The organism is Actinoplanes sp. NPDC048988 (assembly GCF_043197815.1).
Lineage (GTDB): Bacteria > Actinomycetota > Actinomycetes > Mycobacteriales > Micromonosporaceae > Actinoplanes.
The window spans coordinates 1-22,822 of the sequence record NZ_JBICTW010000017.1 but is presented as its reverse complement, the minus strand read 5'-3'; the positions used below and the strand labels follow the sequence as shown (position 1 = coordinate 22,822).

Below are 22,822 nucleotides of genomic sequence, written 5' to 3'. Positions count from 1 at the left end.
CCGGTCCACGGCTGTGCGGTCCCTTCAGCCGGCGTGGGACAGGCCGAAAGCGATGAGGAAGCCGGCCACCGTGATCAGGCCGATGAGCAGATGTGCCTGCTCGAAAGCCTCGGGGATCATCGTGTCGGCCACCATGGCGAGGATCGCGCCGGCGGCCAGGGCGGTGACGCCGGCCAGCGCCGCGTCCGGGGCGCCGCCGAGCAGGGTGTAGCCGGCGACCGCGGCGAGGCCGCTGATCAGGGCGATGGCCGTCCACAGGCCGAAGACGTAGCGCGGGCCGCGCCCGGCGTTGCGCATGCCGGCCGCGCTCGACAGGCCCTCGGGCACGTTGCTGATGAACACCGCGATCACCGTCACCAGTCCGACGGCGCCGCCACCCAGCAGGCTCGTACCGATGACTATCGATTCGGGGATGCCGTCGAGCAGGGCGCCCAGCGCGATGGCCGTACCGGAACCGCCCTTCTGTTGTTCTCCCGAGCGTTTCCGGTGACGGGCGCCGTGCCGGGCCAGGACCACGTTGCAGCCGGTGTAGACGACCGCACCGGTGACCGCGCCCAGCACGGTGGGTGTCATGCCGCCCCGGTCGTTCGCCTCGGCGATGAGCTCGAACGCGACAGCGGACAGCAGCACGCCGGCGCCGAAGGCCATGACCGAGGCGACGACCCGCCGCGGGATGCGGATCAGATAGCCGACGGCCGCGCCGGCCACCAGCGCGGATCCGGCCAGCAGTCCCCACCCTCCGGCCTGCAGCCAATGCGGCATCAGGCACCTCCGAGGCGGCGGGCCGCGTTGACCAGGCCGACCAGGCTGAACGCCTGCGGGGTGTTGCCGAGCTGCCGTCCGGCCGCCGGGTCGTACTCCTCGGCGAGCAGGCCCACGTCGTTGCGCAACGCGAGCAGCCGTTCGAAGAGCTCGCGCGCCTCGTCGCCGCGCCCGATGCCCTGCAGCGCCTCGACCAGCCAGAAGGTGCAGGCCAGAAACGCGCCCTCGGCGCCGGGCAGGCCGTCGACCCCGTCCCGCTCGGGCCGGTACCGCAGCAGGAAACCGTCGTGGCACAACTGCTCACGGACGGCCGCGATCGTGCCCACGATGCGCGGGTCCTCGTACGGCAGGAAACCCACCCGCGGCAGCAGAAGCAGCGCGGCGTCGAGCCCGTCCGACCCGTAGTACTGGGTGAAGGTGGTGCGCCCGGCGTCGAAGCCGTGCGCGCAGACGTCGGCGTGGATGGCGTCGCGCGTGCGGCGCCACCGGTCGGCCGGGCCGTCGAGGCCGTGTTTCTCGACCGCGGTGACCGCGCGGTCGAAGCCGGCCCACGCCATCACCTTGGAGTGCACGAAATGCCGGCGCGGCCCGCGCACCTCCCACAGGCCGTTGTCCGGTTCTCGCCAGTGCTCCTCGAGGAAGTCGAGCAGTGCGCGCTGCACGTCCCAGCCGTCCCCGGTCGGCGCGATGCCGGCGGTGCGACTCAGATGCAGGCCGTCCAGGACCTCACCCCAGACGTCGAGCTGGAACTGGTTCGCGGCGGCGTTCCCGACCCGTACCGGGCCGGCCTTCTGATAGCCGGGCAGCCAGTCGAGCGTCGACTCGGGCAGGCGGCGGGTGCCGTCGAGGCCGTACATGATCTGAAGGTCCGCGGGGTCTCCGGCGACCGCCCGCAGCAGCCATTCCCGCCAGGCCCGCGCCTCCGCGACATAGCCCGTGCCGAGCAGGGCTTGCAGGGTGAAGCTGGCGTCGCGCAGCCAGCAGTACCGGTAGTCCCAGTTCCGCGGCCCGCCGAGTTGCTCCGGCAGCGAGGTGGTCGCGGCGGCCACGATGCCGCCGGTCGGCGCGTAGGTCAGGGCCTTGAGCAAAATCAGGCTTCGGCGTACGGCGTCAGCCCACGGCCCTTCGTAGCTCTGCCGGCCGATCCAGTCGTCCCAGAAACGCCGGGTGTCGCTCAGCGCCTGCTCCGGTTGCGCCGTTCTCGGTTGCGGCAGGTGCGATTGCTGATGAGTGAGTACGAAGGTGACGCGCTCCCCGGCCGCGACGGTGAACTCGCCGACGGTGCCGCGGTCGCGGCCGTGCAGGGGTACGCCGGTGCGCAGCCACACCGCGTCGGGGCCGGCGATCGCGGTGATGCCGCGCTCGTGGTGGCGCACCCACGGGACGACGTGGCCGTAGTCGAAGCGCAGCGTCAGCTCGGATCGCATGTGGACAGTGCCGGAGACACCCTCGACGATGCGGACCATATCGGCCGCTTCGCCGCGCGGCGGCATGAAGTCGACGAGCCGTACCGTCCCGCCGTCGGTGTCCCACTCCGTCTCGAGGATCAGCGTGTCGCCGGCGTAGCGGCGGCGGGTCGCGGCGCCGCCCCCGCGCGGGGCGATCCGCCAGCGGCCGTTGTCCTGATCGCCCAGCAGCGCGGCGAAGCAGGCCGGCGAGTCGAACCGGGGCAGGCACAGCCAGTCCACCGACCCGTCCCGGCCGATCAGGGCGGCCGTGTGTAGGTCGCCGACCAGCGCGTAGTCCTCGATCGGGGCGGCCACGCGGGTCACCGTCCGCCGGCCAGGGTCAGAACGACCTTGATGTCGTCGGGGTGGGCGGTCAGCGCGTCGGCGAAGCGCTCGAGCGGCACCCGGCGTGTGATGAGCGACCGGAGCCAGTCGAGGTCGGCCGCGGCCAGCGCGCCGGCCGCGGCCCGGTAGTGGCGCAGGTTGGCGTTGACGCTGCCGACCACGACGTCGTTGTCCAGCACGATCTCCCGGTTGCCGGCGCCGGCGTCGACGCTGATCCGGCGGCCGGGCGTGGAGACGCCGGTCAGGCAGGTGATGCCGTAACTGGCGGTGTTGCCGACGGCATCGACCACCACGGACGCGGCGCCGGTGGCCTCGACGACGACGTCCGGTTGCAGCCTCCCGGCGACGTCGGCGACCGGCCCGGAATGGTAGGTGGCGCCCAGCCCGGTGGCCGCGTCCACCTTCGGGCCGCCGGTGACCCGGTCGAGCACGTGGACGTCGAGACCGCGCTGAATGCCGAGCAGCGCGGCCAGCAACCCGATCGGCCCGGCCCCGGTGACCAGCACGCGCTTCGGCTCGTACCAGGAGCGGGCGCCGATCCGGTCGACCTGTTCCCACGCCTTGGCCACCACGGTGGCCGGCTCCATCAGCATCCCGACGTCGGCCAGCCGGGCGTCGAGCTTCACCGCGTACCCGGTCTCGACGGTCCACAGTTGCGCGGCGTACCCGTCGATCTCCTTGATGCCGCGCTCGGTGTACCGGCCGTTGCGGCACATGTCGAACTCGCCGTGCCCGCACGCCCCGCACGGCACCGGGTCGGGACGCCGGACCACCCCGACGACCAGGTCACCGGCGGCGAAGTCACTGCCGTCCGGAGCCTGCCGGACCCGCCCCAGCGATTCGTGCCCCAGGACAAGCCGGTCACGGCCGGGCGGGGCCCAGCCGTACTCCCCGGCGACGATCTCCCGGTCGGTGCCGCAGACGCCCAGGGCCAGCCCTTCGACGAGCAGTTCCCCGCCGCCGGCCACTGGATCGGGCAGTTCGTCGACCCGGGCGGTGCCGCTGGTGCCGGGCCGAACGGTAAGTGCACGCATAACTCCTTCGTATAACCATCTTTGCACTGTGCAATCATTTGTCGCGGAGGTTTTACGGCTCGCTGTTCGCGCCCTCGCGGTGGGACGACCAGCCGAGCCACCAGTCCTGCTCGCCGACCTCGCCGGCCGCCTCGGCGAAGGCGGTCAAGGCCTCGGTCACCGCCGGCTGCCAGAGCTGGGCGGTGGCGGCGACGAGCTCCTCCAGGTCGACGCGGCGCCGGGTGAGGACCTGCTCCACGACGTCCCGGCCGGCCGGGGTGAGGCGCACCCGCACGACGCGACGATCCGCAGTGGACCGCAGGCGCCGGACCAGGCCCTTGCGGATCAGCCGGTCCAGCATCCTTGTGCCGGTCGAGGGGTTGACCTGAAGCTCGTCGGCGATGTCGATACTGCGCTGCGGGCCCCGCACGGCCAGCACGACCAGCGCCCGGAACTGTGGCAGGGTGACCTCACCCTCGACGGCGGCCAGCGACCTGGCGGTCAGCCCGACGAACGCCCGGCTGGCCAGCATCAGGGCCTGCACGGCCGCCTCGTTCGGACCCGGCGAAGAAGGTTGCATACTGCCATCTTTGCAGTCCTGGCTGAAGCACCGGTACGGCGAGGACGGACAGGGACAGCGGGAAACCGCGGCGATCTATACGATGCGGCCACTTGATCTTTAGGGACGCCTCAGGAGGATCCCGTTGCCTCATCCCCTCATCCGCCGCGGGCTCAGCGCCGGGCTGGCCGCCTCCGTCGTTTCGCTGGCTCTGGCCGTGCCGGCCCACGCGGCGACCGGGGCCCTGCTCGCCGGGGCCCCGGTGAAACTCAGCGCCGCCGTGGGCGAGCGCTTCGATGCCACGCTGTCGGTCACCAACACCGGCTCCACCGCTGTGGACGGGGTGGCGGTTCGCTTCGCCACCACGTCCGGATTCGAGGCGGCCGAGCAGTTCGCGAACTGTGTGTACGAGGCCGGACAGCCGCGTGACTGCACCTTCGAGCAGAGCCTGGAACCGGGCAAGTCGTACCAGCTGGTGATGCCGTACAAGGTGCGCGCCGACGCGTACGCACCGGGCGGTCTGAATGGCCAGTTCCAGTGGACGCCGCTCGCCGGCGGCACCCCGCACACCGGCGACGGCGCGGTCCTGCAGCTGCGGGCGGGCGACAAGCTGGGCGAGAGCCCGGCCGGCGACTGGCAGTATCTCGACGTCGCCGTGACCGGCTCCAACGGCGCCGACCTGGCCGCCCTGGGCACCACGGTCACCGGCGCGGCCGGCGATGTGGTCGAGGCCGAGGTCGGCGTCCGCAACGACGGCCCGGCCACGCTCGACTGGACCAGGGGCGGCACCTCGCCGGGCCTGGTCGTGGTCACGATCCCGGCCGGCACGTCGGTCGTCAAAACGCCTGAGGGCTGCGACCGCGACAGCGGCCAGTACGTGTGCGAGACGGCGACCCTGTTCCCGACGGCGACCACGACGACGTGGAAGTTCCCGCTGCGGATCAACCAGGTCGTCGCCGGCGCGACGGGCTCGGTCGAGGTGAACCCGGCGTGCCAGTGCCAGCGCTTCGACAAGGACCTGGACAAGTCCAACAACACCGCGTCCCTCGTGGTGAACCCGGCGGACGACACCGCCGACCAGATCCCGCCGGTCATCGACGACACCGGTCTCGTGGCGGGACAGCTCGTCCCGAGCGTCTACTACTTCCGCCCGGTGGCGCACGACAATGTCGGCGTCACCAAGCTGGAAGCGGTTCTCAACGGAACCCAGAAGATCGTGTGCAGCGAGACGACCTGCCGGGTCGTGCTGCCGACCGGCCGGGACGCCGACGGGACCATCACGGTCCGGGCGTACGACGCCGCCGGTAACCACAGCGGGAAGACCATCCCGGTCCACCTCGACAGCGTCGCGCCCACCGGATCGCTCACCCCGGCGGCCAAGTCGTCGATGCGTACCGGACCGGTGAATATCGCAGTCGACGGCGTGGCCGCCGACACCGCCAAGATCGTCATGGTCGACGCGGGCACCCGGGCCGAGCTGGCGACGCGTACCGAAGCGCCCTGGACCTTCTCCTGGGACGCGGTCGACAACACGGTCTCGCCGCTGTTCGTCATCACCGACCGGGCGGGCAACAGCCTCACCCGGGCCAGCGGCTACATCGTCGACAACGAGGCGCCGGTCATCGAGCGGGCCGACTTCGCCGGCTCGTACTCGACGAACCGGCTCGACGCCGGCACCGGCTGGGTCGGCGGGATCAGCTACGTCAACGCCACGATCGCCGACGAGTCCCCGATCAGCCGCAGCGAGTGGCGGGTCGACGGCGTCCTGAAGTCCACCGCCGCGCAGTTCTACTGGGACGCGCGGGCGATCCCGGCCGCCACCGCCACTGTCGAGGTGCGGGTCTGGGACGCCGCCGGCAACACCTCGTCGAAGGCGTTCCGGGTGAACATCGACAAGGCGGCCCCGACGATGTCGGTGTCCCCGGCGCCGGGCGCCCTCGTCCGGGGCACCAGCTACGTCACCTTCCTCAAGGCCACGGACCGCAGCGGTATCGCGTACGTGCAGCTCACCAGCCCGAACTCGGTGGGCCAGGTGGCTTCGGTGCGGCTGGCCGCGGGCAAGGACGGCCCGCGCTCGGTGACCTGGCTGGCCATCGACAAGCTGGGCAATTACACGTACGTCAAACGCTCCTTCACCATCGACAACACCGCACCGGCGGTGGCGTTCAAGAGCGCGCCCAAGAGCAACGCGAAGCTGAGCAAGAAGGTCACCCTGACTGCCACGGCCGGCGACCGCAACGGCGTCGCGCGGGTGCAACTGCTGGTGAACGGCAAGGCCGTCGCGACCGACACCAAGGCCGGCTACGCCTTCACGCTCAACCCCAAGGCGTACGGCAGGAAGTTCACCGTCCAGCTGCGCGCCTACGACAAGGCGGGCAACCTGCGGTACAGCGTCAAGCGCAACTACCGCCGCTGACCCACCAGCGCACCGGCCCCGTGCTCGACCGGCGGGGCCGGCGCGAACCAGCGTCGGTGCCACCGGCGCAGCGGCGCCGGCGCCCACCAGTTCCATTCGCCGAGCAGGCTCATCAGCGCCGGCAGAAGCAGGCCGCGGACGACCGTGACGTCGAGCAGCAGCGCCACCGCCATCGCGAAGCCGATCTCCTTGACCGCGATGAGGTCGCCGAGCAGGAAGCCCAGGAACACCACGCCGATGCACAGGGCGGCGGCGGTGACCACGGGACCCGACTTCTCGATCCCGCCGCGTACGTCACCCTCCTCTCTGATCCGGGCCAGCAGGAACACCTGGTAGTCCATCGAGAGCCCGAAGACGAACACGAACAGCAGGACGGGTGTGGTGACGTCGATCGCGCCCCACGAGTCGAAGCCCAGCACCGCGTCGCCGACCCCCCACTGGAAGACGACGACCAGCGTGCCGAGCGTGGCCAGCAGGGTGAGCGCGTTCATCAGCAACGCCTTGAGCGGTATCACCACCGAGCCGGTCAGCACGAACAGCAGCACCGTCGTGGCCAGCACCACGATGAGAAGCGCGATCGGGAAACGGCCGGCCACCGAGTCGGTGTAGTCGGCCAACTCGGCCGCCGCGCCGCCGACGAGAACCGGGAACGGCGGGTCGGTGGCCCGGATCGCCCGTACGACCTGGCGGGAGTCCCGGCCCTCCGGCGTGACGTCGATGACGGCGGCCGGCGCGGTGATGTCGGGGCGCGGCTGCACTCGTACGACACCCTCAAGCCGGTTGATTCTGTCCATGAAGTCGCGAACCGTGGCGTCGGCCGGGTCGGCGTCGACCACCACGACGATCGGATCGGCCTGGCCGCCGCTGAAGTCGCGCTGCACCGCCTCGTGCAGCCGGCGCGCCTCGGACGAGGCCGGCAGCGCGCGGGCGTCGGAGTTCTCGAGGTCGACCGCGAACAGGAACGGCAGTGACAGCACGACCAGACCGGCCGCGACCGCGAACGCCACCGGCCCCGGACGGTTCTGCGCGAGGGCGGCGAGCCGCGGAAGCAGGGAGCGGCGCGACGGCCGGGGCGACTTGATACGGCGGTGGGCCACGGCGATGAGCGCGGGTACGGCGGTCAGCCCGGCCACGGTGCCCAGCAGCACCGCTACCGCACCGCCGAGCGCCATGGCGCCGAGCAGCGGTTCGGCGAACGCGGACAGCCCGAACATCGTGGCGGCGACGGCCAGCCCGGAGATCAGCACGGTACGGCCGGCGGTCGCGGTGGTGCGGGCGAGCAGATCCGCGACCGGTACGCCCGGATCGGCCTCCCGCTCCTCCCGGAACCGGGCCATCACCAGCAGCGCGTAGTCGACGGCGAGGCCGATGCCGAGCAGGGTGACCACGTTGACGGTGAACTGGCTGACCCCGGTGAGCGCGGTCAGCCCGTACAGCCCGAGCAGCGTCACCGTCACCGTGGCCAGGGCGGCGGCCAGTGGGATCAGGCCGGCCACGAAACCGCCGAGGATCAGCACCAGCACGGCCAGCAGGACGACGAGCGCCACCGACTCCCCGAGGGCGGCGTCCGCCATGGCCTGCTCGGCGAACGCGCGCTCGGCCAGCTTCTCGCCGCTGACCAGCACCTCGGGCGCGTCGATCCGGTGCAGGGCGGCGGCGACCGCGTCCTCCGCCCGTTCCCGTCGGTCGTCCGGCAGCCCGGGCGACAGCTCGACCCGGATCAGCGAACTCCGGTTGTCCGCGCCGATCCGGCCGCCCGGCGCCCCGTACAGATCCTCGACCTCCGCCACGCCGTCCAGGCCGCGGATCTCCGCGGTCACCGCGGAGACGTCGGCGACCAGCGCCGGGTCGTACACGTCGCGCCCGCCCACGACGGCGACGATCATCGGCCCCTCGGGCTGCAGTTCGCCGACCCGCCGGTCCGCGAGCTGCGACTCCGCGTCCGGTCGCAGACCGTCGGTGGTGGTGAGCCGGTCGAAGACCTGACCGCCGAGGACCAGCCCGGCGACGATCAGAACGAGCCACGTGCCGAGCACCGGCCACCGCCGACGGGCACACCAACGGCCCAGATCCGCCAACATCACCGGAATATGCAGGCGACGGCCATGGACGTGCATCGTTCGAACGGTCGGCAGGTTTGACCGGTCGGCGAACCGTCGAGTCGGTCAGCCGACACCCGGACGATTTCATCTGCCGCTAAGGTTCATCAATCTTTACGGGGGAGGGGAATGCCCGTGCTTCGGCGTGCGCTCAGTGGGATCGTCGCGTTGGCAACCGTGGTCACGATGTCGTCCTTCATCGGCTCGCCGCCCGCGACCGCGGTGGCGCTGCCGACCGGCTTCCAGGAGCAGATCGTCTTCAGCGGTCTCAGCTCCCCCGTCGATCTCGAGTTCGCGCCGGACGGGCGGATCCTCGTCGCCGAGAAGGGCGGCCGGATCAAGGTCTTCGACGACCTCGCCGACACCACCCCGACCGTGTTCGCCGACCTGTCGGCCAATGTGCACAACCAGTGGGACCGCGGCCTGCTCGGCATGGCGCTGGCGCCCAACTTCCCCGTCGACCCGTACGTCTACGTGCTGTACACGTACGACGCTCCGCCCGGGCAGACCGCCCCGGTCTGGAACGACGTCTGCGCCAACGCGAACGACGGGCGCTGCGTGGTCACCGGCCGGCTCTCCCGCCTGCGGGCCAGCGGCGACACGATGACCGGCAGCGAGCAGGTGCTGCTGAACGACTGGTGCCAGCAGTTCCCGAGCCACTCCATCGGCGACATCGCCTTCGGCGCGGACGGGATGCTGTACGTGGCCGCCGGTGACGGCGCCAGCTTCAGCGCCGTCGACTACGGCCAGTTCCCCTCCGGGGCGCCGACCAACCCGTGCTCCGACCCGGCCAACGAGGGCGGCGCGCTGCGCTCGCAGGACATCCGCACCTCGGGCGACCCGGCCCAGCTCGACGGCGCCCTGCTGCGGCTCGACCCGGCCACCGGCGCGGCGGCGGCCGGCAACCCGAACATCGCCGCCACCGACCCGAACGTCCGCCGGATCGTCGCGCACGGCCTGCGCAACCCCTACCGGGTCACCATGCGGCCGGGCACCAACGAGGCCTGGATCTCCGACACCGGCTGGAACACCTGGGAAGAGGTCAACCGGGTGGTCAACCCGACCGCCGGGGTGACCAACTTCGGCTGGCCGTGCTGGGAGGGCAACGCCCGGCAGGCCGGGTACGACAGCGCCAACCTGCCGATCTGCGAAACCCTCTACACCGCGCCGGCCGGCACGCACACCGCGCCGTTCGTGGCCTGGAACCACTCCAGCAAGCTGGTCGCGGGCGAGGCCTGCCCGACCGGCAGCTCGTCGTCGACCGGTGTGGCGTTCTACCCGACCGCCGGCGGGCCCTACCCGACCGCGTACAACGGCGCCGTCTTCTTCGCCGACTACTCCCGCCGGTGCATCTGGGCGTCGCTGCCCTCCACCCCCGGCGGGCTGCCCGACCCGGCCAACGTGCAGACGTTCGTCTCCGACGCGGCCAGCCCGGTCGACCTCGAGGTCGGCCCCGGCGGCGAGCTCTACTACGCCGACCTGGGCGGCACCATCCGGCGGGTCCGCTACTTCCCGGGCAACCAGCCGCCGACGGCGGTCATCGACGCGTCGCCGACGCAGGGCCCGGCGCCGCTGACCGTGACGTTCAACGGCACCGGCTCCACCGACCCCGACCCGGCCGACGACGGCCGCCTGCGGTACGCCTGGGACTTCACCAACGACGGCACGACCGACTCCACCTCGCCGACGGCCACGTTCACGTACACCACAGCCGGTTCGTACACCGCCCGGCTGACCGTGACCGACACCCTGAACGCGACGCACACCAGCACGGTCGCCGTCACCCCCGGCAACGAGGCGCCGACCGCGGTGATCGACACGCCGACCGTGGGCACGACCTGGAAAGTCGGTGACGCGCTGGCCTTCACCGGTCACGCCACCGATCCGCAGCAGGGCAACCTGCCCGCGTCCCGCCTCAACTGGGACCTGGTCATGCACCACTGCTCCTCGCCCGAGAACTGCCACGAGCACGCGATCCGCAGCTGGACCGGCGTGGCGTCCGGGTCGTTCGAGGCACCCGACCACGAGTATCCGTCCTACCTGGAGCTCAAGCTCGTGGCCTCCGACCAGGAGGGCCTGACGCACACCGTGACGCGCCGGCTCGACCCGAAGACGGTCGACCTGACGTTCGCCAGCGTGCCGTCCGGACTCCAGCTCACCGTCGGCTCCGGGTCAGGGACCACACCGTTCTCCCGTACGGTGATCCAGGGCTCCACCAACTCGGTGTCGGCACCGTCGCCGCAGGGTTCCTCGACGTTCACCTCGTGGTCCGACGGCGGAGCGCAGACCCACATCATCACCGCGCCCACGACGGCGACGACATACACCGCCAACTACGCGACGGCACCGGTGACGCAGCGGATCGGCTACCCCCAGATCGGCGCGTCGCTGGACTCCGGCGCCACGAACTACATGAACGGCTCCCGGTTCGTCACCGGATCCAGCCCGGCCTCGGTGACATCCATGTCGGTGTACTCGAAGAGCGTGCAGGCGGCGCCGAACAACCAGTACCAGCTGGCCATCTACGCCGACGCCAACGGCTCGCCCGGCGCCCGGGTGGCCACCAGCTCGACCGGCACGCTGACCGCCAACGCGTGGAACACCCGGCCGGTCGCCGCGACCCTGGCCGCCGACACCGCGTACTGGCTCGTCTACAACACCAACGGCGACAACAACCTGAGCTACGACACCGGAACGGCCAACCAGGGCGCCTGGAGCGCCGCCACACCGTTCGGCACCTGGCCGGCCACGTTCGGCAGCTCCAACCGGTGGAGCGCGAAGTTCTCCATCTACGCGACCACCGGCGCCGACACGACCGCGCCGACGGTGGCGGCCACGACCCCGGCCGCCGGGGCCACCGGCGTGGCCCTGACCAGCCCGATCACCGTGCGCTTCAACGAGGGCATGGCGGCGTCCACGATCACCCCGGCCAACCTCGAGCTGCGCGGCCCGGGCGGCACGCTGGTCAACCGGACGGTCGCGTACGACGCGGCCACCGAGACGGCGACGATCACCCCGTCCGCGGCGCTGACCGCGTCGACCCAGTACACGGTGACGGTACGGACCGGGGTGACCGACGTGGCGGGCAACGCGCTCGCGGCCGGCCACCAGTTCTCGTTCACCACGCTCAACCCGAGTGCCCCCCGCTTCGGGTACGACCAGGTGGGCGGTTCACTGGACTCGGGCGCCACGAACTACATGAACGGCTCCCGGTTCGTGAACGGCGCCACCGCGCTGCCGATCAGCCAGATCTCGGTCTACCTCAAGGCGGTGCAGGCCGCCCCGGCCAACCAGTACCAGGTGGCGATCTACGCCGACGCGAACGGCTCACCGGGCGCGCTGGTCGCCTCGAGCACGTCCGGCACGCTGACGGCCAACGCGTGGAACAGCCGCCCGGTCACCGCGACGCTGGCCCCGAACACGGCGTACTGGCTCGTCTACAACACCAACGGCGACAACAACATGAGCTACACGACGGGCACCGCCAACCAGGGCGCGTGGAGCGCCTCCACCCCGTTCGGCTCGTGGCCGGCCACGTTCGGCTCGGCCAACCGCTGGACCGCGAAATACTCCATCTACGCCTCGTAGAGCTCCCACGCCCAGCACCGGCAAGGACGGCCCGCGCACGTTTTTCGGCCCGTTGACCTGACCCCGGCCGGATGAACGATCGCGAACAGCCGAAAATCCGCCCAAAAGCATAGTTACCGTGCCGGGGTGACTACAGATCGTAAAGACACGCGTCGCCGGCGCTGCGCCGGAGGGACCGTCGCCGTGGCCTTGATCGGGCTGCTCGCGGTCACCTCCGCCACGCCGGCACACGCCAACCCGCAACCCCCGTCCACCCCGAGCCAGGCCGACACCGCCGGCGCGCGTTCGCGCAACGTCGTACCCGGCGAGACCGGGCTGATCGCCCTGCGCCCGGACGGAAAGGTGTTCGCCACCGTCAGCAAGGGCACGGTGCGGCAGTGGAACACGGCGACCGGGCGCAAGGCCGGAGCGCCACTGGCCGGCGACACCGGCGCCATCTACTCCCTCGCCTACAGCCACGACGGCAAGCTGCTCGCGGTCACCGGCGACAGCCAGGTGTCGCTCTGGGATCCCGCCACCGGTGAACGCACCGGGGCCCCGCTGGCCGGTCACACCGGCCCGGTGCGCTCGGTGTCGTTCAGCTCCACCGGCGATCTGATGGCCACCACCGGCGACGACGGCACGGTCAAGCTGTGGAATCCGGCCACCGGCCACCTGGTGCGCACCCTCACCGGGGACACCGGCGCACTCCGGATGGTCACCTTCACCGCCGACGGCGAACGCCTCGCGGCCGCCGGAGCCGGCGCCAACAACACGGTGCGGCTGTGGGACACCGGCACCGGCCGGCCGATCGGCGAGGCGCTGACGGTCAGCCCCGGACCGGTGTACGCGGTCAGTTTCAGCCCCAACGGGAAACTGCTGGCCGCCTCCGGTGGCGGCACCGCCGTACGGCTGTGGAACGCGGCCACCGGCAAACCGGCCGGCGAACCGCTCACCAGCAGTTCGGCGCCGGTCTACGCGCTCACCTTCAAGCGCGGCGGCAAAATCCTGGCCACCTCGTCCGGCGGCGACAACAAGGTGCAGCTGTGGAACACGGCGACCCGGGAAGCCACCACCACCCCGCTGACCGGCCACACCGGCCCGGTACGGGCCATGCGCTTCAGCCCGAAGGGCAACTTGCTGGTCACCGGCGCCGACGACGGCACCGTACGCCTGTGGAACCCGACCACCGGCGAAGCCGTGGGCCAGCCACTCACCGGCCACGTCGGCCCGGTCTGGGCGCTGCGCATCACCCCGAACGGCAAGCGCCTGCTCACCGCCGGCGCCGACAACAAGGCCCGCCTCTGGCGCGTGCCCTGACAGCTCGTCACTTGAAGGGGGCCGGGACATCCCGGCCCCCTTCAACTATTTACGGTGCTGGATGGCCAGGAAGTGTTCGGTGGCCTTGAAGGGGTTGCCGCCGCTCGGCACGTATCCGTTGAGCACCGCGTCCGAGATGCCGGCGACGGGATCGATATGTGTCACCTAGTCTGCTACCGTTCGCGTCGGTTCAGTTCCACTGTGTACCGATCAACGGGGAGTTCGTATGGCAACGCGTCTGGTCAAAAGAGTGGCGGCGATGGCTTTCGTCGCGGCCGGCATCGGTGGCTTCCAGCTGGTGGCGGCGGGTCCGGCGTCGGCCGATCCGCTGGTCTCCATTCTCGCCAACCCGGTCTGCACCAAGTCGGTCACCTACCAGGGCGCCCTGGTCCCCGCGGCGGCCAACGGGTCGGTGAACTGCGGCATGGTCCGCGGCGCCAACAGTGAGGGCGTCAGCCGCCTGCAGGACACGCTGAACGACTGCTACCGGTCGGCCCTCGAGGACATCGAGGTCTACCCGCTGCGCATCGACGGCGACTTCGGCGGCAACACCGAGAAGGCCCTGAAGAAGGTGCAGAGCATTTCCGGCACCGGCGCCGACGGGATGTACGGCCCGTTGACCCGCAAGGCGATTCGGCACGTGGACCCGGACTACGGCGACCCGTGCCGCCGCGTCAGCTGACACAGAACGACGTGAAGGGTGGGCCGGTTGTCACCGGCCCACCCTTCACGTATCTCACGAGCGGTTGAAGCGGGCCGTCGACCAGACGTAGCCGAGGACCGCGAGACCCACACACCAGGCCACCGCGAGCCAGCCGTTGTAGCCGATCCCGGTCCCCGACAGCAGTCCGCGCAGGGTCTCGATGGCCGGCGTGAACGGCTGGTACTGCGCGATGGGCTGGAACCAGCCCGGCATCGAGTCGACCGGGACGAAGGCGCTGGACAGCAGCGGCAGCAGGATCAGCGGCATCGCGTTGTTGCTGGCCGCCTCGGCGTTCGGGCTGACCAGCCCCATTCCGACCGCGATCCAGGTCAGGGCCAGAGCGAACAGCACGAGCAGCCCGAACGCGGCCAGCCACTCGACAACGGTCGCGTCGGTGGACCGGAACCCGATGAGCACGGCCACCGCCCCGACCAGGATGACGCTGGCCACCGACTGCAGCACGCTGCCGATGACATGCCCGACCAGCACCGAGCCGCGATGAATGGCCATCGTGCGGAACCGGGCGATGATGCCCTCGGTCATGTCGTTCGACACCGACACCGCCGTACCGATCACCGTGCTGCCGATCGTCATCAACAACAACCCCGGCACCAGATAGGCGATGTATCTGGCTCGGTCGGGTGCACCGCCGGTTATCCCGGCACTGAGCGCGTCGCCGAATATGTAGACGAACAACAGCAGCAGCATGATCGGCGTGAGCAGCAAGTTCAGCGTGAGCGACGGATACCGGCGCGCGTGCAGCAGGTTGCGGCGCAGCATGGTCGACGAGTCACGGATGGCGAGCGTGGTCATCGGGAAACCTCCACAGGCTTGGCGGTCAGGGCGAAGAAGACGTCGTCCAGGTCGGGGGTGTGCACGGTCAGCTCGTCGGCCTCCACCCCGGCCGCGTCCAGCCGGTCGAGGACGGCGCGTAGTTCGCGGGAGGTGCCGCCGCTGGAGATCTGCAACCCCAGCGCCTCGTCGTCGCGGGCGGCATCGGGCAGGACGGCCGCCGCGTCCTGGTAGGTGGTGGGGTCGGTGAAGCGCAGCAGGACATGCCCGCCCGGCACGAGCCGTTTCAACTCGGCCGCGCTGCCCTCGGCGACGATCCTGCCGTCGTTGAGCACGGCGATCCGATCCGCGAGCTGGTCGGCCTCTTCCAGATACTGCGTGGTGAGGAAGACGGTCACGCCGCCGGTGACGAGCTCACGGACGATCTGCCACATGTCGTGCCGGCTGCGCGGGTCCAGGCCGGTGGTGGGCTCGTCGAGGAAGATGATCCGGGGCCGGCCCATCAGCGTCATCGCGATGTCGAGGCGCCGTTTCATCCCGCCGGAATACGTGGAAGCCGGCTTGCGAGCCGCTTCGTCCAGGTGGAAACGGGACAACAGCTCGGCCGTACGGCGGCGGCCCTCCTCACGGGACAGGTGGTGCAGATCCGCCATCAGCAGCATGTTCTCCTCCCCGGTGATCAGACCGTCGACCGCGGAGAACTGCCCGGTCACCCCGATCACGGCCCGGATACCCTGCGGGTCGCCGGCCAGGTCATGACCACCGACCCGCACCTCCCCCGCGTCGGCGGGAATCAGCGTCGACAGAATCTGCACGGCGGTGGTCTTGCCGGCCCCGTTCGGGCCGAGCAGGGAAAAGACGGTTCCTTCGGGCACGGCCAGGTCGACACCGTCGAGCACGACCTTGTCGCCGTACGACTTACGCAGCCCGTTCGCCGCGATGGCCAGGTTGGTCATTGGTTTCCCCTACCGGTTCAGAGGCTGCGGGCGACGATGTCGCCGTAGGCGGTGGTGGCGTTGATGTGGAGCACGGCGGAGCCGTCGTTCTTCAGGTCGTTGGTGACGCGGCCGTACCCGGTGCCGGCGTCGAGCGAGGCCGAGACGCCCTGGGCGGCCGCGATCGAGATCGACCCCGCCTGCGTCGTGGCCACCACCGAGCCCTGTACGGCCTCGGCGATCTGAATGTCGCCCTTGGCCGTGCTGATCTCGGCCGGCCCGTTGAGCCGGCCGATCGCGACGTCGCCGGCCGCGGTCCGGAGGCGTACGCTCGCGGCCTCGTCGAGCTTGATCTCGCCTTGCGCGCCTTCGAAAAGGACGTCGCCGAGCCGGCCGACTCCGCGCAGCTCGGCGGCCGCCGCCTTGGCCTCGACCCGCGACCCGGCGGGCAGTTGGACGGTCACCTCGAGGTAGCCGGAGCGGCCGAGGATCTGGTTGCCGGCGGTGGCCTCGATCCGCAGGACGCCGTCGGCGTACTCGACCCTGGTCTGCTCCGCCGTCTTGACGTCGCGGCTCTTGTCGGCGTCGGCGGGCCGAACCTCGACGACGGTGTCGGCCCGGTCGGCGGCGATGAACTGGATGCGCCCGGCCGGGATGTCGAGGACGGCGGAGATCGGGGCGGGGGTATTGAAAGTCTGCATGGTGCGCTCCTCGCGATCGTTGTTTCCGGTACACGAAACGCTACGTTGCGTTCATAGATAGGGCAACAGACTTGTTGCACTGCGGCGACGTAGTTCCAGTTGAAAGCCACTATTTCGTTGCAACTGACTCGGATTCAATGCAACGAAGTCGATCCGAGTCGTTGCATTGGCGGAAAGTGAACGCTATGCTGACCGCACCGACGAAGGGAGATCGGCGTGCCCGGAGGCAGACTCACCCAGCAGGAACGCCAGCAGATCGCGCTGGGCCTGTCCGACGGATTGGCGTACGCCGAGATCGCCCGCCGCCTCGGCCGCCCCACCTCCACCGTCACGCGCGAGGTGATGCGCAACGGCGGCCCCACCGCCTACCGCTCCGACCTGGCCCACCGCGCCACCGAGCGCCGCGCCCACCGGCGCCGGCAGTCCACCCCCGGCGGCCCCGCGGTGCCCCCGGCACACGGACGCGACGCCGCGGCGGTGGCCGAATATCAGGAGACCTTCACGACCGTATTCATGCAGCAGGGCCTGCCCAAGATGACCGCCCGCATCCTGACCTGCCTGTTCACCACCGACGAGGGCAGCCTGACCGCGGCCGAGCTGGTCCAGCGCCTCCAGGTGAGCCCGGCTTCCATCTCCAAGGCCATCGGCCTGCTCGAAGACCTCACCCTGATCCACCGAGAACGCGACGAACGCCGCCGCGAGCGCTACCGAGTCGACGACGACGTCTGGTTCAACTCAATGATCGCCAGCGCCCGCCAGAACGCCGACCTCGCGGAGACCGCCCGCCAGGGCGTAGCCGTCCTCGGCCCCGGCACCCCGGCCGCGGTGCGCCTGGAGAACATCGCCCGCTTCATGGACTTCGTAGCCGAAAGCATCATCCGAGCCGCCGAACAGGCGCGAGACATCCTCTACGCGAAGCCACCCGCCTGAACCACCCGGAATGCCGTGCTGGTCACCTGACCCCTCGACAGTTACGCGCCGGCGGTGAAACGCACAGGGGCTGGCCGACCAGTCGATCCGTGGCCGAGTCGACCGGACGGCAGGGACTGCTCGCGAACACGATGTTCATGGCCGCGCACCGTGGCCGCGAGGCGGAGGCGCTTGAGCTGACCGCGACAGGGGAACGGCAGGTCACCGAGCGCGGCGTGGGGCGGCTGCTCCGCATCACCGGCTACGCGAAAGCGGTGCTGTACAACGGTCCCGGCCGTCGCCGGCGCCCTGACGGTTCCGATCCGGAGGTGCATTACCGGGCGGCCATCGAGCATTCAGCGGCGAAGGGCTCAACCTTCTTCAGGCCAGATCGCTGTGCGGCGCATGGCTGCTCAGGGCGCCCGTGAGCCGCGGGCCTTCTCCTGCTCGAGCAGGGCGTCGAGGTCGTGCAGGCGGTGCAGTCCCCGTAGCGGCTGCCGCATGCGGTGATTGCCGGCCAGGGACTGTTCGTGACGGGCGAGAAAACTCCAATAGCCGGCCGTGTACGGGCATGCGTTGTCGCCCGCGCGCACTTTGGGGTCGTACCGGCAGCCGCCGCAATAGTCGCTCATCCGGTTCACATAGGAGCCGCCGGCCGCGTACGGTTTCGTGCTCATCCGGCCGCCGTCGGCGAATTGGCTCATGCCGACCACGTTGGCCGTCATCACCCACTCGTATCCGTCGACGAAGCAGCGGTGGAACCAGTCGGCGACCGCCCCGGGACGCCAGCCCCGCTGCATCGCGTAGTTCCCCAGCACCATCAGCCGCGGGATGTGATGCACCCAGCCCCGGTCGCGTACGCCGGCCAGCACGTCGGACAGGCATCGCGCCCCGACCGCGTCGGCGTCCAGCTCGGCGAACCATTTCGGCAGTTCGCGCCGCGCGTGCAGCTCGTTGACGGCCCGGTATTCCGGCTCGAAGTACCAGTAGAGATGCCAGATGAAGTCCCGCCAGCCGAGGATCTGCCGGACGAAGCCCTCGACGCTCGCGAGCGGCGCGTCCCCGCTCCGACAGGCCTGCTCCGCCCGCTCGATCACCTCCAGGGGGTCGAGCAGTCCGAGATTGATCGCCGGGCTGAGCATGCTGTGCGCCATCAGCGGATCGCCGGCGAGCATCGCGTCCTCGTGCGGCCCGAACGCCGGAAGCCGGTGCTCCACGAAGTGCCGCAGCCGGTCCAGCGCCTCCTGCCGCGTCGCCGGGAAGAGCCGCGGCCCGTCGTTGCCGACGAAGGTGATGCCGTCCTCCCGCTCCCAACGGTCGAGGTCGGCCCGTACCTCCTCGTCGATCTCGTCCTCGACGATCACGGGCGGCGCCGGCACACCCAGCCGCTCGGCCCCACGCGGCGGTGGCTCCCGGTTGTCGGCGTCCAGATTCCATCGGCCTCCGGCCGGTTCCGACCCTTCCATCAGTACGTCGTGACGCTGCCGCGCATAGCGGTAGAAGTCCTCGAGCCGCAGGTGGTCACGGCCGCCCGCCCAGGCCACGAAGTCCTGGGGCGAGGTCACAAAGCCCCGCGGCGGCACCATTTCCACGTTCGGCAGGCGCCGTACGAGCCCTCGGGCCGCGCGCGAGGTCGGATGGCACACGCTGACCCGGCCGCTCACCGCCTCGGCGTACGTCTCGGCCCGTGTGAAGAGAACGTTCTCGTCGCGAGCCCGATGCCGCATGGCGGAGAGCACGAGGTGTGCCTTCTGGCGGTGGAAGACACGGCGCCGGAAGACCGCCTTGGACTCCACGAGCAGCACCGGCTGATCGGGGGTGTCCTGGAAGTGCGGCCCCAGTTGGTCGGCGAACACCCAGCGACGTGGCATACCCGCATGGTGCCCCACGCCGCGTGATCATTCCCACGACTCGGCCAACTCTCCCCTTACGAGAGAGTAGGGTTCGGCGCCTTATGTCTGTGCTCCTTTCACGTCCGGCCTGGCTGGCGTCGCCCCGAATCCTCCGCACCGAAGTCCTGGCCGGCCTCGTCGTCGCCCTGGCGCTGATCCCCGAGGCGATCTCGTTCTCGATCCTGGCCGGGGTCGACCCCAAGATCGGCCTGTTCGCCTCCTTCACCATGGCCGTGACGATCGCCTTCACCGGCGGACGGCCGGCGATGATCTCGGCCGCGACCGGGGCCGTCGCGCTGGTCGTGGGGCCGCTGGCCCGGGAGCACGGGCTCGGGTTCCTGGTCGCGGCGGTCGTACTGGGCGGGGTCTTCCAGATCGTTCTGGCCCTGGTCGGCGTGGCCAAGCTGATGCGGTTCATCCCACGCAGCGTCATGGTCGGCTTCGTCAACGCCCTGGCGATTCTGATCTTCTCGGCGCAGTTGCCCCACCTGACCGGCGTACCGTGGCTGGTCTACCCGCTGGTGGCGGCCGCGCTCGCGATCATCTGGTTCCTGCCAAAACTGACCACGGCCGTGCCGGCGCCACTGGTCGCCATCGTCGTGCTGACCGCGTTCACCCTCATCGCCCACGTGGCCGTGCCGACCGTCGGCGACGAGGGCCGACTCCCCGACAGCCTGCCCGTGCTCGGCCTGCCCGACGTGCCGTTCACCGTCAACACCTTGAAGATCATTGCGCCGTACGCCCTGGGAATCGCTCTTGTGGGTTTGATGGAGTCCCTGATGACGGCGAAACTGGTCGACGACCTGACCGACACCCGCTCCGACAAGACCCGCGAGTCATGGGGCCAGGGCGTGGCGAACATCGTCACCGGCCTCTTCGGCGGCATGGGCGGCTGCGCCATGATCGACCAGACGATGATCAACGTGAAGACGTCCGGCGCCCGCACCCGGCTGTCGACGTTCCTGGCCGGTGTGTTCCTGCTGATCCTGGTCGTGGCCCTCGGCGACGTGGTCGCCCTGATCCCGATGGCCGCCCTGGTCGCCGTCATGATCATCGTGTCGGTGGGCACCTTCGACTGGCACAGCATCGCCCCGGCCACCCTGAAACGGATGCCGGCCGGCGAGATCATCGTCATGCTGGTGACCGTCGCCGGCACCCTGGCCACACACAACCTGGCCGTCGGCGTCGTTCTCGGCGTGCTCGCGGCCATGGTGGTTTTCGCCCGCCGGGTGGCCCACTTCGCGACCGTGACCAGCGAACCCGATCCGGACGGCGGGCCGCGCGTGTACCGCGTACATGGGGAACTGTTCTTCGCTTCGAGCAACGACCTCGTGCACCAGTTCGACTACGCCGGCGACCCGGACCAGGTGGTGATCGACCTGAGCGCGGCCCACATCTGGGACGCGTCCTCGGTGGCCGCGCTCGACGCCATCACCACCAAGTACGCGGCCCGCGGCAAACAAACGGAGATCATCGGATTGAACGAGGCCAGCACGAAGTTCCACGAAAACCTCAGTGGCAAGCTGGGCGCGGGTCACTGATGACCCGCATGCAGATCGGCGAGGCGGCCGAACGAACCGGCCTGAGCATCCGCACCATCCGGCACTACGAGGAAGCCGGCCTGGTCATCCCGTCGGCCCGCAGCGAGGGCGGGTTCCGCCTCTACACGGAGCCCGACCTCGACCGGCTGCGCGTCATCAAGCGCATGAAACCGCTCGGCTTCACCCTCGACGAGATGCGCGACCTGCTGGAAATCATCGACGCCCTCGAATCAGCGACCGGCGCCGACCGCTCACCCCTGCTCGACCGCCTGTCCTCGTTCCACCAGGCGGCCGAGGACCGGGTCCGTCAGCTGCGCGAGCAACTGGAGATGGCCGAGGGTTTTGCCCACCAGATGCTGACAACATTTCAGGCCGCAGCCGCATCTAGGTAGGTGTGGTCCAACGACGCAAGTTCCTCCTCGGTGCCGTGGGTGCGGCCGGCCTGGCCGCCTGCACCCGATCCCCGTCCCGGTCCTCGTCGGTCTGGGAGCAGCCCACGGCGGCGCCGATCCGGCTGACCGCGCCCACGGGCCGGATCTCCCCGGCCGGCCCGGCCGTGCTGACGGTCGACGGCGGCCGGATCGAGTCGGTCACCGGCCTGGCCGGCACGGTCGACGCCGACGGCACGACCTGGCGATCAGCCGGATCCCTGGCCTACGACAAGAAGTACAAGGTGACCGCCCGTCTGCTCGACAGCCTGGGTGCGACGGTCGAGAAGACGGCGGCCTTCACCACGGTCAAACCGCGGGCCCTGGCCGGCGTGACCTTCCAGGCCAACGGATTGGCGGCGCTGGAAACAGGAGGCACGTACGGCGTGGGCCAGCCGGTCATCGTGGCCTTCAGCAAGGCCGTCAAGGATCGGGCCGCCGCCGAAAAGGCCATCACGGTCGAGACGTCACCGCCGGTGGACGGCAAGTTCTTCTGGGTCGACAACACGATCGTGCATTGGCGCCCGGCGAAATACTGGGCCAAAGGCACCACGGTGAAGGTCAGCGTCAACACCGTGGGCGTCAACTTGGGCAACGGCTTGTACGGCAAGGCGAACGCGACCACGCACTTCACGATCGGCCGCAGCCTGATAGCGGTCAGCGACAACAAAACGCACCGCACCCGCGTCTACATCGACGGCAAACTGGCCCGCGACATGGCGTGCAGCAACGGCCAGGGCGGCTACACGAAAATCGCGAACGGCGAGCAGATCCACTTCTGGACCCAGAGCGGCCCGCACGTGGTCCTGTCGAAGGAGCGGACACACAGCATGAGCTCGGCCAGCTACGGCTTGAGCGACCCGCACAACCCGTTCTATTACGAGCCCGAGGACGTGCAGTTCTGCACCCGAATCTCCTACTCGGGCGAGTTCCTGCACGCCGCCCCGTGGAACACCCAGCTGGGCCAGGCCAACACTTCACACGGCTGCATAAACTTGAGCACGGCCGACGCCCAGTGGGTCTACAAAAACTTCCTGATCGGCGACGTGGTCGAGGTCGTACACAGCCCCAAGCCCCTCCCCACCTGGGACGGCCTGGGCGACTGGACAGTCCCGTACACCAAATACGGCACCTGACCCGGCAACGCCGCCCGCGAGCCCTCGGACCTCGCCGGCGAGACGCCGAGCAACTATGCCGGACGCGATTTTGTGGGTGGGATAGCCGGCGAAGACCCGCGCGCCGGTCGGCCTGCATCGAGAAGTGCCGCTTCTATTTCGGCTTTGAGGGCAAGCCGGCGGGGACTGTCAAGAGAACGGTGTAACTCGATCTTGTTGAAGGGTTAGTTGCGGCCTGCGGACAGGCGGCCGTCGAAGGCGAGGTCGAAGGCGTTGA

18 protein-coding genes are annotated in these 22,822 nt (G+C 70.1%); 9 read left to right on the top strand and 9 right to left on the bottom strand.

Features of this window, described 5'->3' with window-relative positions; all coding sequences use genetic code 11:
* Nucleotides 1-24: 24 nt before the first annotated feature.
* The 4 genes from ACGFJ7_RS37000 to ACGFJ7_RS36985 are packed head-to-tail and all read right to left on the bottom strand — an operon-like array spanning nt 25 to nt 4,148.
* A complete protein-coding gene (locus ACGFJ7_RS37000; RefSeq protein WP_360247666.1) occupies nt 25-762 on the bottom strand; it encodes a ZIP family zinc transporter in 738 nt (245 codons plus the stop codon).
* The gene (locus ACGFJ7_RS36995; RefSeq protein WP_360247668.1) at nt 762-2,525 is read right to left on the bottom strand and encodes a glycoside hydrolase family 15 protein; all 1,764 of its coding nucleotides are present in this window, start codon (nt 2,523-2,525) and stop codon (nt 762-764) included. The genes ACGFJ7_RS37000 and ACGFJ7_RS36995 overlap by 1 nt, the downstream gene beginning before the upstream one ends.
* 5 nt (nt 2,526-2,530) lie before the next feature.
* Nucleotides 2,531-3,589 (bottom strand): glucose 1-dehydrogenase, encoded by a 1,059-nt coding sequence (locus ACGFJ7_RS36990; RefSeq protein WP_392646598.1) that lies wholly within the window; start codon nt 3,587-3,589, stop codon nt 2,531-2,533.
* A gap of 52 nt (nt 3,590-3,641) precedes the next feature.
* Nucleotides 3,642-4,148 (bottom strand): MarR family transcriptional regulator, encoded by a 507-nt coding sequence (locus ACGFJ7_RS36985; protein WP_360247672.1) that lies wholly within the window; start codon nt 4,146-4,148, stop codon nt 3,642-3,644.
* 124 nt (nt 4,149-4,272) lie between these two features.
* Here ACGFJ7_RS36985 and ACGFJ7_RS36980 point away from each other — a divergent pair, with 124 nt between their 5' ends.
* Nucleotides 4,273-6,543, top strand: a complete 2,271-nt coding sequence (locus tag ACGFJ7_RS36980; RefSeq protein ID WP_392646596.1) for an Ig-like domain-containing protein — start codon at nt 4,273-4,275, stop codon at nt 6,541-6,543.
* Here ACGFJ7_RS36980 and ACGFJ7_RS36975 read toward each other — a convergent pair.
* Entirely contained in the window at nt 6,531-8,624 is a 2,094-nt protein-coding gene (locus ACGFJ7_RS36975) for an MMPL family transporter (RefSeq protein WP_392646594.1), read from the bottom strand. The genes ACGFJ7_RS36980 and ACGFJ7_RS36975 overlap by 13 nt on opposite strands.
* Before the next feature lie 204 nt (nt 8,625-8,828).
* Between ACGFJ7_RS36975 and ACGFJ7_RS36970 the strand changes: the two genes are divergently transcribed.
* From ACGFJ7_RS36970 to ACGFJ7_RS36960, 3 genes are all read left to right on the top strand, one after another.
* Nucleotides 8,829-12,230 carry a PQQ-dependent sugar dehydrogenase gene (locus tag ACGFJ7_RS36970; protein WP_392646592.1) on the top strand — a complete coding sequence of 1,134 codons (3,402 nt, stop codon included), beginning with the start codon at nt 8,829-8,831 and terminating at the stop codon, nt 12,228-12,230.
* 183 nt (nt 12,231-12,413) lie between these two features.
* Nucleotides 12,414-13,529: a WD40 repeat domain-containing protein gene (locus ACGFJ7_RS36965; protein ID WP_392646590.1), complete on the top strand. Its 1,116-nt coding sequence runs from the start codon at nt 12,414-12,416 to the stop codon at nt 13,527-13,529.
* A gap of 226 nt (nt 13,530-13,755) precedes the next feature.
* Entirely contained in the window at nt 13,756-14,211 is a 456-nt protein-coding gene (locus tag ACGFJ7_RS36960; protein WP_360247682.1) for a peptidoglycan-binding domain-containing protein, read from the top strand.
* Nucleotides 14,212-14,265: 54 nt separating this feature from the next.
* Here ACGFJ7_RS36960 and ACGFJ7_RS36955 read toward each other — a convergent pair whose 3' ends face one another.
* The 3 genes from ACGFJ7_RS36955 to ACGFJ7_RS36945 are packed head-to-tail and all read right to left on the bottom strand — an operon-like array spanning nt 14,266 to nt 16,660.
* Complete coding sequence (locus tag ACGFJ7_RS36955) at nt 14,266-15,045, bottom strand: ABC transporter permease (protein WP_392646588.1); 780 nt, start codon at nt 15,043-15,045, stop codon at nt 14,266-14,268.
* Entirely contained in the window at nt 15,042-15,980 is a 939-nt protein-coding gene (locus ACGFJ7_RS36950) for an ATP-binding cassette domain-containing protein (RefSeq protein ID WP_392646586.1), read from the bottom strand. The genes ACGFJ7_RS36955 and ACGFJ7_RS36950 overlap by 4 nt, the downstream gene beginning before the upstream one ends.
* Before the next feature lie 17 nt (nt 15,981-15,997).
* Nucleotides 15,998-16,660: a DUF4097 family beta strand repeat-containing protein gene (locus tag ACGFJ7_RS36945; RefSeq protein ID WP_392646584.1), complete on the bottom strand. Its 663-nt coding sequence runs from the start codon at nt 16,658-16,660 to the stop codon at nt 15,998-16,000.
* 216 nt (nt 16,661-16,876) lie between these two features.
* Between ACGFJ7_RS36945 and ACGFJ7_RS36940 the strand changes: the two genes are divergently transcribed.
* Both ACGFJ7_RS36940 and ACGFJ7_RS36935 read left to right on the top strand, forming a co-directional pair.
* Entirely contained in the window at nt 16,877-17,590 is a 714-nt protein-coding gene (locus ACGFJ7_RS36940; protein WP_392646582.1) for a helix-turn-helix domain-containing protein, read from the top strand.
* Nucleotides 17,591-17,679: 89 nt separating this feature from the next.
* On the top strand, nt 17,680-17,997 hold the full coding sequence (locus tag ACGFJ7_RS36935) for a hypothetical protein (protein ID WP_392646580.1): 318 nt from the start codon (nt 17,680-17,682) through the stop codon (nt 17,995-17,997).
* On the opposite strand, the gene ACGFJ7_RS36930 is transcribed toward ACGFJ7_RS36935, so the two are convergent.
* Nucleotides 17,983-19,440, bottom strand: a complete 1,458-nt coding sequence (locus tag ACGFJ7_RS36930) for a cryptochrome/photolyase family protein (protein WP_392646578.1) — start codon at nt 19,438-19,440, stop codon at nt 17,983-17,985. The two genes, ACGFJ7_RS36935 and ACGFJ7_RS36930, sit on opposite strands and share 15 nt — an antisense overlap.
* 83 nt (nt 19,441-19,523) lie before the next feature.
* Between ACGFJ7_RS36930 and ACGFJ7_RS36925 the strand changes: the two genes are divergently transcribed.
* From ACGFJ7_RS36925 to ACGFJ7_RS36915, 3 genes are read left to right on the top strand one after another with little or no spacing between them, the layout of a single operon-like run.
* Nucleotides 19,524-21,002, top strand: coding sequence for a SulP family inorganic anion transporter (locus ACGFJ7_RS36925; RefSeq protein ID WP_392646576.1), 1,479 nt, complete (start codon nt 19,524-19,526; stop codon nt 21,000-21,002).
* Nucleotides 21,002-21,394 carry a MerR family transcriptional regulator gene (locus ACGFJ7_RS36920; RefSeq protein WP_392646574.1) on the top strand — a complete coding sequence of 131 codons (393 nt, stop codon included), beginning with the start codon at nt 21,002-21,004 and terminating at the stop codon, nt 21,392-21,394. The genes ACGFJ7_RS36925 and ACGFJ7_RS36920 overlap by 1 nt, the downstream gene beginning before the upstream one ends.
* Nucleotides 21,395-21,396: 2 nt before the next feature.
* A complete protein-coding gene (locus ACGFJ7_RS36915) occupies nt 21,397-22,566 on the top strand; it encodes an Ig-like domain-containing protein (protein WP_392646572.1) in 1,170 nt (389 codons plus the stop codon).
* Nucleotides 22,567-22,822 lie beyond the last annotated feature (256 nt).